We start from the raw sequence: 14,016 nt of genomic DNA on the forward strand, positions 1-14,016 counted from the left end.
TCGCGCTTTTGCATGCGCCGATGCAGACGACTGGGGGGAATCATGACAGGGAAAATTTTGACCGTGTTCGGCACGCGCCCGGAGGCCATCAAGATGGCGCCGCTGGTGCAGGCATTGCAGGCCGAGGCAGGCTTTACCTCGGCGGTGTGCGTGAGCGCGCAGCACCGGCAGATGCTGGATCAAGTGCTGGAACTCTTCGGCATCGTGCCGGAGTTTGACCTCAACCTGATGCGGCCTGGGCAGACGTTATCCGACATCACGTCCAACGTGTTGGGCGGCATCGACGGCGTGCTCGATGCCTACAAGCCCGATGCCGTGCTCGTCCACGGCGACACGACGACCACGCTGGCGGCAAGCCTCGCGGCGTTCTACCGGCGCATTCCGGTCGGGCATGTGGAAGCAGGCTTGCGTACCGGCAACATCTGGTCGCCATGGCCGGAAGAGCTGAACCGGCGCGTCACCGATTCCGTGACGACCTGGCACTTCGCGCCCACGGCCGAATCGCGCCAGAACCTGCTGGACGAGGGCATCGACCCGGAGCAGGTCACGCTGACCGGCAACACCGTCATCGATGCGCTGCTGGCCGTGAAGCAGCGGCTGGACGACGACGCCACGCTGTCAGCCCAGATGGCGGCGCGCTATCCGTTCCTGGAGGCCGGGCGTCGGATGATCCTGGTGACGGGCCATCGCCGCGAGAACTTCGGCGAGCCGTTCGAGAACTTCTGCGTGGCGCTGCGCTTGCTGGCGGCGCGTCATCCGGATGTGCAGGTTGTGTATCCGGTGCACCTGAACCCGAACGTGCAGCAGCCGGTCAACGCCATCCTTTCCGGCCACGACAACGTTCACCTGATTGCGCCGCAGGACTACCTGCCGTTCGTCTACCTGATGGATCGGGCGTACCTGATCGTTACCGATTCCGGCGGCATTCAGGAAGAGGCGCCCGCGCTGGGCAAACCGGTGCTGGTGACGCGCGACACCACCGAGCGGCCGGAGGCCGTGGCATCGGGCACCGCGCGGCTGGTCGGCACCGATACGCAACGCATCGTCGATGAAGCAGAAACGCTGCTCAACAACGCCGCCGAATACGAGCGCATGGCGCAAGCCCACAACCCTTATGGCGACGGCCAGGCCTGCCGGCGCATTGTCGATGCGCTGAAGAAGGCCTTTGCCACGCAGCCGCAGAAGGTGGCGCGCGGTCCGCAACTCATTCGCAAACCGGCCACCGAGGCCGAAATCATCGATCTGGAAGCGGCGCGTGCCACCGCGCAAGGGTCGTCAACGCAGCACCGCCTGAACGGTTAGGAGGCTTTGATGAAAGCGAAGCAAATCGGGGGCGGCGTGTTGGTTGCCTCCGCACTTGTTGCCGGGTGGCTGATCGTGACGCCGCCGTGGGCTGGTGATGGCGGCGTACCCGCCATCGTGACCGGCGCGACGGGCCAGGGCAGCCCCAGTATCGACACAGACAAGAAAGCCCCAGCCCCCGCGTCGTCCAGGGCGACCGCCACGGCTGCGCCACCCATGCAGCCCACCGTTGTGGCAGCAGTCACACCCAGGCCCGTGACTGGAGGCGCGCGCGCCTACGGCTACGGCGTCATGGATGAGAACGGACAGGTCATTCCACCACCACGCACGGCAGTGATGACCGAAGTCCGCCCCGGCACGCCGGAAAACGAGACGGCAGGTACAGACCGTGGCCACGATCGTGGCCCCAACTTCAACCTCGGGCTCTACCGCCAAGCGGACGGCTCGTTCTATCGCCCATGATTGCCATGAGTCGGAGAGTCATCATGAAGACATTCCTACGTAAGTTCCTGTGCGCGCTCGTCTTTGCGGGCGGCCTGCTCGGCATCTCGCTGACAGCGCCAGCGCAGGCTGCCACCTGCACGATCGGGCTCGGGTCCATCTGCGTGACGGTGGCGGGAACGACAACCAGTACGCCAGCCCCGATGCTGGTGCTGTACGACGCCCCGCCAAACGACCAGTACACCAACCTGGGCAAGGCGTACGCGATCATGCTGTACAACCTGCTCGCGCACTTCAACACCACCATCACGATGCTGCCCGTGCAGAACTACACGGCTGGCATGACCGAGCAGTACACCGCCATCTTCTACATGGGGAGTTACTACAACAACCCCATACCGGCGGCGTTCCTGTCGGATGTGACCACCACGCAGAAGACCGTGGTCTGGTTCAAGTACAACCTGTGGGAACTTGCCTGGAACACGGCGTATCCGTTCACCTCGCGTTACGGCATCAATTTTGTCGGTCTGCGCGGCATGAACGCGGCACCGTCGGCCACTACACCAAATCCGGGGTTCTTCGATACGGTGTCGTACAAGAGCCAGACCATGACCAAGTACTACGCCTTCAATGCCACGACCGGCGCCATCAGCGCTGATCCGGACATTGGCGTGACCTCGGTGGCTGATCCCACCAAGGCGAGCAGTGTGGTGACGATCACCAATTCCGTTACGCAGGAGACCGCCCCGTACATCATGCACTCGGGCAACTTCTGGTACGTGGCCGACATGCCGTTCTCATATATCGGCCCACGCGACCGCTACCTGGCGATGTGCGACATGCTGCATGACATCCTGGGTACCAATGCGCCCACCCTGCACCGCGCGCTGGTGCGCCTGGAAGATGTCAACGCCACCAACACCGTGAAGTCCATCAACACGCTGACGGACTATCTGTACAGCTTGAAGATTCCGTTCTCGATCGCCACCATCCCGCTGTACACGGACCCGAACGGCGTCTACAACGGCGGCGTGTCGCAGACGATCCACCTGGTCAACGCGACGGGGCTCAAATCAGCGCTCAACCATGCGTTGCCACGTGGCGGGAAGATCCTGATGCACGGCTACACGCACCAGTACAGCAACATCCCGAACCTTATCAACGCGGTCAGCGCGAACGACTTCGAGTTCTGGCTCGCTACGCAGAACCGGCCTGTGAACGAAGATTCAACGCAATGGGCAGCAGGGCGATTGTCTTCCGGGCTGCTGGAGTTCCAGCTCAATGGCTACGCGCCGTTCGCCTGGGAGGCGCCGCACTATCAATCGTCTCCGCTGTCGATCAAGGCGGTGCCGCAGTACTTCAAGAACACCTATCAGCGCGTGGTGTATTACACGTCGGATAACCCGCAGACCTTGAACTCGACCACCGCAGGACATGATTTTTCGGTTGGCCAGTTCTTCCCCTACATCATTCAGAAGGACTACTACAACCAGCGCATCATTCCGGAAAACCTGGGCAACGTGGAATACAACATCTGCAATATCGATCCGTCGTCATGCCTGACGTACACCGCACAGGACATCCTGACCAACGCGACGTATGCACAGGTGGTACGCGACGGCTTTGCCTCGTTCTTCTTCCATCCGTTCTGGCTGGAGCCCGATCTTGGCACGCCGGGCTATACCGACTTCCAGACCATCATCACAGGTATCACCAGCATGGGGTACACCTGGGTTGACGCGAGCACGGTGAAGTGACGATGTGCCGGATGCGCTTGTTACTGGCGACTGTCATGCTGGCATTGAGCGCATCCTCTGAAGCCGCAGGGTCGGTGGGCGCCATGCCCGCCGGCCCTGTGCCGTTGTATGGCGTGACGGTTGACGCTGTGGACAACGTGCCTGCCGTGGTGGACGCGCTGTCGCACCTCTCGCGCACGCCCACGGTGCGCGTCGTCTTTGATGAAGGCATGGACGCGCCGCATTACGTTGGGGCGGTGGCCGCCATCCGGGACGTCGCGTATGTGATGGGCGAACTGGTGGATTCCTCCACACTCAAGCAATACACCACACCGCAACTGCGCGAGCGTGCTGCCGCTTACCTGCACACGCTCGGCAGCAATGTCGACGTCTGGGAAATCGGCAACGAGATCAACGGCGAGTGGACCGGCCCCACACGCGACGTGATCGACAAGACCATGGCGGCCTATGAAGTCATCAGAGCCGGTGGCGGCCGCACGGCGCTCACGCTGTACTACAACGAGGGCTGCGCCGAGCAGCCGTCACGCGCGATGTTCGAGTGGGTGCAACGTAATGTGCCGCTGCGCTTGCGCGATGGGCTCGACTACGTCTTCATCAGCTTCTATGAAGACGATTGCAAGATCGCGCCGCCCGATTGGAACGCAGTGTTCACCAGGCTAGGCGGACTGTTTCCGCACGCCGCTTTGGGGTTTGGAGAAGTCGGGACGCGGCATGCCGTACGCAAGCCGGCGCTCGTCGCGCACTACTACGGGCTCGCGGTCACGCATCCTCGCTTTGTCGGCGGCTACTTCTGGTGGTACTTCCGGCAAGACATGGTGCCGCGCTCAAGGCCGCTATGGCGCAGCCTCGATGCGGCGTTCCTGAGCATGCCCGTGGCGGTCAGCCGCTAGCTCGCGCGCTGACGCGTTGGGTGTTAGCCGTTGATTTGCGGTCTGCCAGGTCTTCGGGTTCAACCGGCTCGCCGTCACGACGCACCAGCTGGATCGTGCGCGTGGGCAGCGCGAACGAGGTACCGAGATTCTCCAGCCCTTCCAGGATCGTCAGGTTGATGCGTTGCTGAATGTCCATGTACAGGTTGAAGTCCGGATCGGTCACGAAATACACGACCTCGAAGTTCAGAGCGTTCTCGCCAAACTCCTTGAAGTGCGCGCGATCAAACCGCGTGTTGCCGGCGGCTTCCACCGCACGGCGCACGATTTCCGGAATTTTCTGCAGCTGCGCGGCGCGCGCATCGTAGGTCACCCCGAAGGTGAAGACGATGCGTCGTTCCGACATCCGTTTGTAATTGTGAATCGTGCTCTTGAGCAGCGCCGTGTTGGAAGCGATGATCTCTTCGCCCGACAGGCTGCGGATGCGTGTGGTCTTGAGGCCCACGTGCTGCACCGTGCCGGCAATCGATTCGAAGACGATGAAGTCTCCGATCTCGAACGGCTTATCCAGCCCGATGGCGAGCGAGGCAAACAGGTCACTCAGGATGCTTTGCACCGCCAGCGCCACCGCCACGCCGCCCACACCCAGGCTGGCAACGAAGGCCGTGATGTTGACGCCCACGTTGGCCAGAATGGCCAGCAGCAGCATTGACCACAGCGCAAACCGCAGCACCCACGCGGTCATTGATGTGATCACGGGGTTGCGCGTGGCGTGGGTCTGCGTCGACAGCCGGTCACGCGCCCATAGCTTCACGCCGCGATTGAGCCACAGGGCAATCTGGAAACCGATGATGACGAACCAGATGTGGTCGAGCTTGTTGGCAATGCGCGTTGGCAGATCGATGAAGTACGAACCTGCGAGCAATGCGGCCAGCGCAATGAACACCGGATGCGTATCGCGTAGCACCGCCGTGACGAGAATGTCGAAGCGGTAGCCCGTCCGGCGGGCACGCGCGTCAAACCGGTTGCAGATCAGGTGCAAGACGCTGGACAGCAACACATATGCAGCGATTACTGTCAATGCGGCGGCGGCCCAATCGCGGGCCGGCACGCGCAGGAAGGTGTGGGCGTTGAGCCACTCCATGGACATCTCCGTGCAGATAACACGGATGCTGCGCCGCACATAGCGTGCCTGCCCTTATTGCCGCAGCGTTGCCTTCGGCTCGGCGTCGGTCGGCACGCACACGCGGTTGCGACCCTGTCGCTTGGCTTCCATCAGGCCGAGATCGGCATCGGCCAAAAGGCGTGCCAGGTCTTGCCCGGGGCGCAGCGGTGCGGCGCCCACGCTCACTGTCAGCGGCCCCACGGGCGTTTGCGTGCCGGCCACCGCCGTCTTGAGCCTGTCCACCACGGCAAGCGCGCCGGTCAGGCCGCAGCCCGGCAGCAGCACAGCAAACTCGTCACCGCCCAGACGGCCGAACAGGTCAGCCGGGCGCAGCACGCCGGCCAGCGCATCAGACAGCGCGACGAGTGCCTCGTCGCCGGCGGCATGTCCCCACGTATCGTTGATGGATTTGAAGTGATCGACGTCGAGGTAGAGCGCGCACAGCGGCTCGGCATGATGTTGCGCACGTTCGACCGCAAAGGTGCCCAGTTCGAAGAAGCGTTGCCGCGCGAGCATACCGGTCAGGTGGTCGGTGTTGGCGCGATCGGCCAGGCTGCGTTCGGCCGCAAAGTGCCGCGCCATGGCGCGCAGCAGGTAGTGGTGAATGACGGCGGCCGCAGCAATGCAGATTGGCAGATAGAGCACCAGCCCCAGCCAGCCGTGGTGGATTGCTGTGGCGGGTTCTGGCGCGATCAGCAGGGCAACGATAGGCCCGGCCGTGCACAGCGCCATGGCGATGCAGAAATCGCGCCGGTTGAGCCACGCGGGGCTGGTGGCAAGCGGCATCAGATAGAACGCCGGCAGGACCCATTGGAGCCCTGCCTGATGGCCGAACGCGATGATGGCCACTTCCTCTGCCAGCAGGTGCGTGAGCGCCAGCAGCCCCCACATGCCGGTGTGCCGATACCGCTGTGCGACCACCACGATCGCCATCAGCAGCAGGAGCAGCGCGAGCAGCGGCCCCGGCCGGTGCAGCAGCCCGACCGACCAGCCCAGCACGATTGCGAAGGCGTAACCGAGCACGCCGCATTTGCTCAGCGCGATGATCATCGGCACAAAATGGCGCGCCTGATAGTCACGCGAGGGTGCGCGTGCGTCGGGCAGGTCGGAGGCGGTAGGCAGGTTCGCGCTCAAGGCAGGGCAAGAGAGACCCTCTGGCGCGACGGGATGATGCGGGCGCGGGCGGGGCCGAATTGCGCAACAAAGCGCGCATTCTAATGGCGGCAGGCAACCCCGTGCGCGGATTTTTAGTGGGGGGAATCCCGCAATGTGTGTCTCAGCCTGCCAGCACTTGCCACACCAGCCACACATTGGCGACGCTGATGACGATGAATAGCCCCCACGCCAGCCAAGACGTTAACCGACTGTTAACAAATACCCCCATCAGCGTGCGATCGCCCGTCATGCGGATCAGCGGAAGCATCGCAAACGGCAGTTGCAGGCCGAGCACCACCTGGCTGATGACAAGCAGTTTGCCGATGGCGTGGTCGCCCAGCATCGCCACGCCGATGAACGCGGGGATCAGCGCCAGTGCCCGCGTGATCAACCGCCGCTGCCAGCAGGGGATGCGCAAGTCGAGGAACCCCTCCATCAGGACCTGCCCCGCGATGGTGCCGGTAAAGGTCGAGCTTTGCCCCGCCGCCAGCAACGCGATGCCAAACAGCAGCCCGGCCAGCGCCGTTCCGACGATGGGCTCCAGCAGGTGGTAGGCGTCTTCGATGTCGGCCACGTTCTGATGGCCGTGCGCGTTGAATGCCGCTGCCGCCAAGATCAGGATCGCGCCGTTCACGAGCAGCGCGAGGCTCAGCGACGCGATGGTGTCCAGCCGCGACAGGCCGATTGCCTCGCGCTTGGCATCCTCGGTGTTCGCCGTCATGCGCGTCTGCACGATGGACGAGTGCAGGTACAGGTTGTGCGGCATCACCGTGGCGCCGAGGATGCCGATGGCCAGATACAGCGGCTCGCGCTGGCTCACGGCCTGCCACGAGGGCATCAACCCGGCCGCTACCGAAGGCCAGTGCGGCTTGATGAGCACGAGTTCAACGAAGTAGCACAGCCCAATCGTGAGAATGAGCCCCAGCACGATGGCTTCCAGTTGGCGAAAGTTTTTACCCTTCAGGCCCAGCACGATCAGCGTGTCCAGCGCGGTGAGCGCCACGCCCCAAAGGATCGGCACGCCCAGCAGCAGGTGGAAGGCCAGCGCGCAGCCCAGTACCTCAGCCAGGTCGCACGCAATGATGGACAGCTCTGCCAGCAGCCATTGCACGCGCAATGCGCCAGGCTGATAGCGGTCGCGAGAGGCGCGCGCCAGGTCCATGCCGGTGACGATGCCCAGTCGTGCCGACAGGCACTGCAGCACCATGGCCGCCAGGCTGGAGAGCACGACCACGAACAGCAACGCATAGCCGTAACGTGAACCGGCTTCAATGTCGGTCGCCCAGTTGCCCGGGTCCATATAGCCGACCGACACCAGCAGCCCCGGCCCCGCAAAGCGCAGCAGCTTCTTCCACAGCGGCAGGCCGGGCGGCACGGCGACGGTGCCGCGCACCTCGGATGGACAGAACGGCGCGGTGGCGGTCGTGGGCAGGCGGAACATGCGCGTGTGACTAAGGAAAACGCAATCGGAATTCCGGAATGATAGCTAAACGCCACGCTGCACGCCTGGAACCGCGCCCGATATGTGTTGGTGGGGCGACTTTCTCGTCACCTGTCTCCACACATTTAAGGCAAAGCTCAGTCCGTTGCGGTAGATTTCGAGCTTCGCCGGCGCCTGTTTCCACGCGCCGGTTGTCCGTTTACCGTCATTACCGCCGCCGAGACTCCCGCGCATGAACGCCATCCTCCTTATCGAAGACGATTTGCCGTTGGGCACGGCGCTGGCCCGCGCGCTGCGTCAGGCCGGCTACAACGCGACCTGGGTGCGCCGCCTGGTCGACGCGCAGAAATGGATCACCACCAACACCTTCGAAGCCATCGTGCTCGATCTCGGGTTGCCCGATGGTGAGGGCCATACCTTCCTGGAAGAACTGCGGGCCGCGCACAGCGACGTGCCTGTCATCATTGCCAGCGCGCGCGATGCGCTGTCGGAACGTCTCAAGGGGCTGGATTCCGGCGCGGATGACTTTCTCGTCAAGCCGTTCCCCGTGGATGAGCTCATCGCCCGCCTGCGCGCCGTGCTGCGTCGGCATGCGGGGCAGAGCACCAACCAGTGGAACGTCGGCAACCTGGTGGTGGAGCCCTCGCAGAAGCGCGTGACGCAAGAGGGCCAGGTCATCGAACTCACGCCGCGCGAATACCAACTGCTGCTTGAACTTGTGCGCCGCGCGCACCGCTGGGTGCCGCGCGAAACGCTCATGGACGCGCTCTACCGTGAGGGCGACAGCGTGAGCGCCAACGCGCTGGAAGTCGTCATCCACCACCTGCGCCGCAAGCTCGGCAACGAAACCATCCAGACCATTCGCGGTGTCGGCTACATGATCGGCGGCAACCGCGGGGCCGCCCAATGAAGCTGGCGGTTCCAGCCATCCTGCGGGTTCGCTCGCTGTCGTTCCGCCTGTATGTGCTGATCCTGCTCGCGCTGGTGTTGATGCTGCTGGTGCAGCTCGTCATCGCGCATCTGGAAATCTCGCGCACCAACAGCCGCCAGGTGGTGAGCGACCTGCGCATGTCGGCGCAGGCCTATGCGGACCTCACCACGCTCAACATGGACGACGTGCCGCGCCGCGAAGAATTCCTGCGCCGGCTCACCGACATCAAGCTGGGCCTGTCGCTGCCCAACATCCTGCCGGGCGAATTCCGCTACGTGCTGTGCGATCGTGCCGGCCACGTCATCACCGCCTTCCCCGGTGCCCCCACCATGCCGTGCGGCAAGGCGCACGACACCGTCGTCGAGATCATGCTGGAGGGCAAGCCGTGGCGCAGCTATACGGTCGACAGCGTCGACGGCAAGATCTCGGCCACCGTGGCGCAGCCCCTGACCGCGTACGAGCGCGCCATTCGCGACCTGTTCGAGGAGGTGGCGGTGGCGCTGGCCATTCTGGCGAGCGCGTTGATGGTGATGGTTGGTTGGGCAGCGCACCAGGGTCTCAAGCCGCTGCGCACGCTCACGCGCCAGGTTGAGGCGCGTGACTCTGCCGACCTCGACCCCGTGCAGAGCGTCGAGCACGCCGAGCTGAAACCGCTGGTCGATGCCTTGAACGGGCTGTTCGCGCGTGTGCGTCGCGGCATCGAGGCGGACCGCCGTTTCTTTGCCGATGCCGCGCACGAACTGCGCACGCCGCTAGCCGCCATTCAGGCGCAGGCGTATGTCGTGTCGCATTCCGATAGCGAAGACGATCGTTCTACCGCGCTGCGCGAGTTCGACCGCGGCATTTCACGCGCAACGCAGTCACTCGCCAAGCTGCTTGCCATTGCGCGGCTGGATGCGCGCCGCGTGGAGGCGCAGCTTGCCCAGGGCGCGTTGTCGGACCTGGCGGGCTGTGCACGCAGCGGCGTGATCCAGCAGGCCTCGCGCGCAGAGCGTCGCAACATCACGCTGTCGTACGACGGCGCCAACCAGGCGTGGGTGTCGGTGTCGCATGAAGACGCTGCGACGCTGGTGGAAAACGTACTCGACAACGCCGTGCGCGAAACGCCCAACGGCGGCGAGGTGCGCTTGGCCGTCAAGCGCATCGAGCAGGCGGGCGTGCCGATGGTCGAGCTGCGCATTGAAGACTCCGGCCCCGGTATCCCGCCCGACGAGCGCGATCGCGTATTCGAGCGTTTCTACCGTCCGCGCACCAGCCAGTCGCAGGGCAGCGGCCTGGGCTTGGCGATCGTGCGCCGTATCGTGGAATTGGGGAATGGCTCGGTGGCCATCGAAGACGGCCTCGCCCATGCGGACGGCAGAGGCTGCGCGATCGTGATCCGCCTGCCGGCGCTGGATTCCGCGCCCGAGCCGATCGAGCCCGACGATGCGCCTCCCGGCATGGCCGACACGCCCAGCCACTGATTGGCGCGCGCTGGCCGTGCCGTCCACCGGCCGCTGATCAGTAACCAACCGTGAAGCGCTGGCGCGGGTGCGCCGGCTTTTCGGTTTCGTCGAGGAAGGCGATGGCGTAGTCCTCCATCGAAATCCACGGCTTGCCATTGGCATCCACCAGCAGCGAATCCTTGCCGACGCGGAAGTGGCCCGTGCGCTCGCCCGGCTCGAAGATGGCCGACGGCGACACGAACGTCCAGTTCAGCTCGGTTTCTTTGCGCAGCGCGTTTAGGAAATCACGCCCGGCCGACGCCTCGTCAAAGTACTCCTTGGGGAACTGCGGCGTGTCGATCAGTGCCACGCCCGGGGCCACTTCCAGGCTGCCGGCGCCACCCACCACCAGCAGACGCGGCACGGCCGCCTTCTTCACCGCACCGACGATCTGGTCGGCGCTAGCCTGCAGAAAGCGCACCGTGCTGTAGGCCACATCGTTGCCAGCGAGTGCGGCCACGAGGCCAGCCTGGTCGGCCACATCCACATCTTTGGCGGTCAGCCCCGCACGTGCAGGCAGCTTGGACGCCGTGCGCGCAATGGCTGTCACCTGGTGGCCGCGGCGCAGTGCTTCGTCGATCAGGCGGGTGCCCACGCGCCCCGTGGCGCCGATGATTGCGATCTTCATAGTCAACTCCTTATGGAATGGTTTGAGCGGTTGAAACGTTATATGTAATTAATGCAGTTACATATAGGGGTAAAAAAATAGACCGACGTAGTGGCCTGGCTAGGCTCGACGGCGACGGCGTTGTGCGTGTCCCACCTCGTTGAGGATGCTGGCGATGGTTTGCGCGGCAAGCTCGGCTTCCAACGCGGCTTGCGCGCGCTCCGTCACGCGCTCCAGTACGCCCGTGATCTCGCGGCCGACCTCGCACGCCGGGTTGGGTGCATTCGGCGGCAGCGCAATCAGCACCGGAGATTCCACCACACGAAAGACGTCCAGCAGCGTGATGCGGTCTGCCGGTCGTGCCAGCGTGGCGCCGCCCATCGCGCCCATCTGCGAGGTGACAAAGCCGGCTTCAGCCAGCTGCGCCACCAGACGCCGGATGAGCGCTGGGTTGGTTCCCACGCTGCCCGCGATCAGCGACGACGGCACCGGCCCCTCCGCGCTGGCAAGCAGGGTGAGGATATGCACGGAGACGGCGAAGCGGCTGCTGGTGGACATGGTGGTGAATGCAAAAGTGTAACCATGGTAGATACACTTTGACGCGCGGTCAACCCCGTGGCACGCGTGCGCTTCAGAAGGCAGAGGCCAGTGCGGTGGCCCGTGCTTTGGCATCTGCCTTGGCGGCCGCCAGCACATCGGGCGTGGTGAGCGTGGGCGCTGCACTGATCTCGGCCACGTCTTCAATGCCCAGGAAGCGCAGCCAGCGGCGCAGATAAGGTTTCTGGAAATCGTCCGGCGATTCGCTCGCGCCTTCAGTGTGCGCGGCGTAAGCACCGGCGCTGGCGTAGATGAGGGCCGCCTTCTTGCCCGAGAGCAGCGCCTGATAGCCCGTCGCCGGCGACCAACTCCAGTTCTGCCCCGGCAGCGTCACCACATCAATGAAGTGCTTGAGCCGATAGGGCGCTCCAAAATTCCACATCGGTACAGAAAAGAGATAGTGGTCTGCCGCATTGAAGCGCTGCGACAGCGCCACCGCGCGCTGCCATTGCGCCTGCTGTTCCGCCGTGGCGTTCTGGGTGCGCAGGACCGCAAACTTGGCGCCGATCATGTCGGCGTCGAATTCGGGCAGGTCGATGTCGCTGCTCCACAAGTCGATCGTGTCGATCTCGTGGCCTGGGTGCGCGGTGCGGTAGGCGTCGAGAAACTGCTTTGCCACGTCGATGGAATGGGACAGCGCTTTCATGGGCGAGGCTTCGATATAGAGCAGGCGGGTCATGATGGGCTCCAGGTGCGGTCTTACGCCGCGTTGAAGAAATTGAGGCCGACGGTGCCTGCAATCACCAGCCCGATGCAGGCCAGGCGCGCGGGCTGCATGCTCTCGCCAAACAGCACGATGCCGAGCACGGTCACCCCCACCGAGCCGATGCCCGTCCAGACCGCATAGGCGGTGCCGGCGGGCAGGCCGCGCATGGCATGCGTGAGCAGGAAGACGCTGCCGAGCGCCGTCACGATGCCGAGCGCGCCGGGAATGGGGCGCGTCCACCCCTGCGCTAACTTGAGCGAGATCGCCATGGCGATCTCCACTGCGCCGGCTGCCAGCAGCCAAAGCCAGGCGGTTTGAAGCATGGAGCCTCCGGGGGAATGTCCGCTGCCCGGGCGGCAAGCGGATGCGTTGCGATGCACCCAGAGTAAGGACGGGACGACGCGGCAACAAGTACGCACCTGGAGGTAACCACTAGGAACGGTGCGGGTATGGCGCGTGGGCCATCGTCCCTCGTTGCGCATGTGCTTCACCCCGGCCGCGTTGCGGGGCGGCACGATTGGCGGTACGGTCACGCGTATCCCAATCGTGTTCCGGAGGCCCCATGGCGGACAACATGGCCCCGTCCTCATCTCCATCGCCGGAAGGCCGCCCTGAAGGCACCACTGGCGCTTGCCCTTCCACGCGCGCGCTGGAACTGGTGGCCGGCAAATGGGCGCTGCGCATCTTCCCGGCACTGGAAAACGGCCCCGTGCGCAACAACGAACTCCTGCGCCGCGTGGGCAACGGCATCTCGCAGAAAATGCTCACGCAAACACTGCGCGAGCTGGAAGCCAACGGCCTCATCCTGCGCACCATCTTCGACAGCGTTCCGCCGCACGTCGAATACCGGCTCAGCCCGCTGGGCGAATCCCTCAACCGCACGTTCGTCGGCTTGGACGACTGGGTGCGCGCGCATTGGCCCGAAATGGAACGGATTCGAAAAAGCCAGGTCGATTCCGATTGACATCTGCGCGATCTGCCGGACGTTGTGTGCAGATGCAGCATTTTTCCGATAGTATTCGGGGCCCATGTTTGTGACGACTCTCTTCTCTGCCTTGCCGACGTTGTCTCGCGCCACTGCGCGGGGCGTGCTGTCGCGCGTGCGCGGCGTACGTTGGATCGTCACGATCTGGTGCCTGTTGTTTACGGTCTCGGTGTTCTCGGCCACGCATTTCCCTGATGGCCAGGCTGCGGACGACGCGCTGGAAGCCATCGAAGCCGTGGTCGACGATATCCCGGGCGATGCACTGCCGGCAGCCAAATCCAACAAGGGTTTCGAGCGTGCCATCAAGGTCGCACTCGGCAAGGCGGTCAAGCAGCCCGGCCAGTGCTTCAGCGTTGAATATTGGGTTGCGCATGCATCCGATGCGCCCGACCTGCCCACGACCGGTGCCGCGGCCCCTGATCACCCCAGCGATGCGCCGGAACTCTGGCTGCCGCCGCCGCCCATGGCGTTGATGCCCGGCTTGCGTGTCGCGCGCGTCCGCGTCTCTCTTCCCCCGTTCCAGGCTGGCCCCACGCCGGCCCCCATGCTGCGTCCTCCCGCACGCGTCTGATCTCC

15 protein-coding genes are annotated in these 14,016 nt (G+C 64.3%); 8 read left to right on the plus strand and 7 right to left on the minus strand.

Translation table 11 applies throughout. The features are described from left to right. Positions 1 to 42: 42 nt before the first annotated feature. The 4 genes from wecB to DOD19_RS19470 are packed head-to-tail and all read left to right on the plus strand — an operon-like array spanning position 43 to position 4,390. The gene (wecB, locus tag DOD19_RS19455; RefSeq protein WP_024977675.1) at positions 43 to 1,302 is read left to right on the plus strand and encodes a UDP-N-acetylglucosamine 2-epimerase (non-hydrolyzing); all 1,260 of its coding nucleotides are present in this window, start codon (positions 43 to 45) and stop codon (positions 1,300 to 1,302) included. A gap of 9 nt (positions 1,303 to 1,311) precedes the next feature. After that, complete coding sequence (locus tag DOD19_RS19460; RefSeq protein WP_024977676.1) at positions 1,312 to 1,764, plus strand: hypothetical protein; 453 nt, start codon at positions 1,312 to 1,314, stop codon at positions 1,762 to 1,764. A 23-nt stretch (positions 1,765 to 1,787) separates the two neighbouring features. Beyond that, positions 1,788 to 3,500, plus strand: coding sequence for a DUF2334 domain-containing protein (locus DOD19_RS19465; RefSeq protein ID WP_112187416.1), 1,713 nt, complete (start codon positions 1,788 to 1,790; stop codon positions 3,498 to 3,500). A 2-nt stretch (positions 3,501 to 3,502) separates the two neighbouring features. Then, positions 3,503 to 4,390 (plus strand): hypothetical protein, encoded by an 888-nt coding sequence (locus tag DOD19_RS19470; RefSeq protein ID WP_024977678.1) that lies wholly within the window; start codon positions 3,503 to 3,505, stop codon positions 4,388 to 4,390. On the opposite strand, the gene DOD19_RS19475 is transcribed toward DOD19_RS19470, so the two are convergent. From DOD19_RS19475 to DOD19_RS19485, 3 genes are all read right to left on the minus strand, one after another. Beyond that, a complete protein-coding gene (locus DOD19_RS19475) occupies positions 4,380 to 5,513 on the minus strand; it encodes a mechanosensitive ion channel family protein (protein WP_112187418.1) in 1,134 nt (377 codons plus the stop codon). The genes DOD19_RS19470 and DOD19_RS19475 overlap by 11 nt on opposite strands. Before the next feature lie 54 nt (positions 5,514 to 5,567). After that, positions 5,568 to 6,668 (minus strand): GGDEF domain-containing protein, encoded by a 1,101-nt coding sequence (locus DOD19_RS19480; RefSeq protein WP_204360085.1) that lies wholly within the window; start codon positions 6,666 to 6,668, stop codon positions 5,568 to 5,570. Between the two features lie 142 nt (positions 6,669 to 6,810). After that, entirely contained in the window at positions 6,811 to 8,130 is a 1,320-nt protein-coding gene (locus tag DOD19_RS19485; RefSeq protein ID WP_112187420.1) for an Nramp family divalent metal transporter, read from the minus strand. A 232-nt stretch (positions 8,131 to 8,362) separates the two neighbouring features. Between DOD19_RS19485 and DOD19_RS19490 the strand changes: the two genes are divergently transcribed. Beyond that, on the plus strand, positions 8,363 to 9,040 hold the full coding sequence (locus DOD19_RS19490; RefSeq protein ID WP_004631528.1) for a response regulator: 678 nt from the start codon (positions 8,363 to 8,365) through the stop codon (positions 9,038 to 9,040). Further along, positions 9,037 to 10,524 (plus strand): ATP-binding protein, encoded by a 1,488-nt coding sequence (locus tag DOD19_RS19495; RefSeq protein ID WP_024977682.1) that lies wholly within the window; start codon positions 9,037 to 9,039, stop codon positions 10,522 to 10,524. Before DOD19_RS19490 ends, DOD19_RS19495 begins: the two co-directional genes overlap by 4 nt. 37 nt (positions 10,525 to 10,561) lie before the next feature. Here DOD19_RS19495 and DOD19_RS19500 read toward each other — a convergent pair whose 3' ends face one another. The 4 genes from DOD19_RS19500 to DOD19_RS19515 all read right to left on the minus strand — a co-directional run bounded on the left by DOD19_RS19500 (position 10,562) and on the right by DOD19_RS19515 (position 12,778). Beyond that, entirely contained in the window at positions 10,562 to 11,173 is a 612-nt protein-coding gene (locus DOD19_RS19500) for an NAD(P)-dependent oxidoreductase (RefSeq protein WP_024977683.1), read from the minus strand. 99 nt (positions 11,174 to 11,272) lie between these two features. Continuing rightward, the gene (locus DOD19_RS19505; RefSeq protein WP_112187422.1) at positions 11,273 to 11,710 is read right to left on the minus strand and encodes an Rrf2 family transcriptional regulator; all 438 of its coding nucleotides are present in this window, start codon (positions 11,708 to 11,710) and stop codon (positions 11,273 to 11,275) included. Positions 11,711 to 11,783: 73 nt separating this feature from the next. Further along, positions 11,784 to 12,428, minus strand: coding sequence for an NAD(P)H-dependent oxidoreductase (locus DOD19_RS19510; RefSeq protein WP_112187424.1), 645 nt, complete (start codon positions 12,426 to 12,428; stop codon positions 11,784 to 11,786). A 20-nt stretch (positions 12,429 to 12,448) separates the two neighbouring features. Then, positions 12,449 to 12,778 carry a multidrug efflux SMR transporter gene (locus DOD19_RS19515; RefSeq protein ID WP_112187427.1) on the minus strand — a complete coding sequence of 110 codons (330 nt, stop codon included), beginning with the start codon at positions 12,776 to 12,778 and terminating at the stop codon, positions 12,449 to 12,451. Between the two features lie 239 nt (positions 12,779 to 13,017). Between DOD19_RS19515 and DOD19_RS19520 the strand changes: the two genes are divergently transcribed. Together DOD19_RS19520 and DOD19_RS19525 are read left to right on the plus strand one after the other, a co-directional pair. Next, the gene (locus DOD19_RS19520) at positions 13,018 to 13,419 is read left to right on the plus strand and encodes a helix-turn-helix domain-containing protein (protein WP_112187428.1); all 402 of its coding nucleotides are present in this window, start codon (positions 13,018 to 13,020) and stop codon (positions 13,417 to 13,419) included. A gap of 64 nt (positions 13,420 to 13,483) precedes the next feature. Further along, positions 13,484 to 14,011, plus strand: a complete 528-nt coding sequence (locus DOD19_RS19525) for a hypothetical protein (RefSeq protein WP_112187430.1) — start codon at positions 13,484 to 13,486, stop codon at positions 14,009 to 14,011. Positions 14,012 to 14,016: the final 5 nt, after the last annotated feature.

Source organism: Ralstonia sp. GX3-BWBA, from assembly GCF_003290055.1.
Lineage (GTDB): Bacteria > Pseudomonadota > Gammaproteobacteria > Burkholderiales > Burkholderiaceae > Ralstonia > Ralstonia holmesii.

What these genes read in the sequence shown, in the direction of transcription:
- wecB (WP_024977675.1), top strand. Translation starts at nt 43, where the DNA reads ATGACAGGGAAAATTTTGACCGTGTTCGGCACGCGCCCGGAGGCCATC.
- DOD19_RS19460 (WP_024977676.1), top strand. Translation starts at nt 1,312, where the DNA reads ATGAAAGCGAAGCAAATCGGGGGCGGCGTGTTGGTTGCCTCCGCACTT.
- DOD19_RS19465 (WP_112187416.1), top strand. Translation starts at nt 1,788, where the DNA reads ATGAAGACATTCCTACGTAAGTTCCTGTGCGCGCTCGTCTTTGCGGGC.
- DOD19_RS19470 (WP_024977678.1), top strand. Translation starts at nt 3,503, where the DNA reads ATGTGCCGGATGCGCTTGTTACTGGCGACTGTCATGCTGGCATTGAGC.
- DOD19_RS19475 (WP_112187418.1), bottom strand. Translation starts at nt 5,513, where the DNA reads ATGGAGTGGCTCAACGCCCACACCTTCCTGCGCGTGCCGGCCCGCGAT.
- DOD19_RS19485 (WP_112187420.1), bottom strand. Translation starts at nt 8,130, where the DNA reads ATGTTCCGCCTGCCCACGACCGCCACCGCGCCGTTCTGTCCATCCGAG.
- DOD19_RS19490 (WP_004631528.1), top strand. Translation starts at nt 8,363, where the DNA reads ATGAACGCCATCCTCCTTATCGAAGACGATTTGCCGTTGGGCACGGCG.
- DOD19_RS19495 (WP_024977682.1), top strand. Translation starts at nt 9,037, where the DNA reads ATGAAGCTGGCGGTTCCAGCCATCCTGCGGGTTCGCTCGCTGTCGTTC.
- DOD19_RS19500 (WP_024977683.1), bottom strand. Translation starts at nt 11,173, where the DNA reads ATGAAGATCGCAATCATCGGCGCCACGGGGCGCGTGGGCACCCGCCTG.
- DOD19_RS19505 (WP_112187422.1), bottom strand. Translation starts at nt 11,710, where the DNA reads ATGTCCACCAGCAGCCGCTTCGCCGTCTCCGTGCATATCCTCACCCTG.
- DOD19_RS19510 (WP_112187424.1), bottom strand. Translation starts at nt 12,428, where the DNA reads ATGACCCGCCTGCTCTATATCGAAGCCTCGCCCATGAAAGCGCTGTCC.
- DOD19_RS19515 (WP_112187427.1), bottom strand. Translation starts at nt 12,778, where the DNA reads ATGCTTCAAACCGCCTGGCTTTGGCTGCTGGCAGCCGGCGCAGTGGAG.
- DOD19_RS19520 (WP_112187428.1), top strand. Translation starts at nt 13,018, where the DNA reads ATGGCGGACAACATGGCCCCGTCCTCATCTCCATCGCCGGAAGGCCGC.
- DOD19_RS19525 (WP_112187430.1), top strand. Translation starts at nt 13,484, where the DNA reads ATGTTTGTGACGACTCTCTTCTCTGCCTTGCCGACGTTGTCTCGCGCC.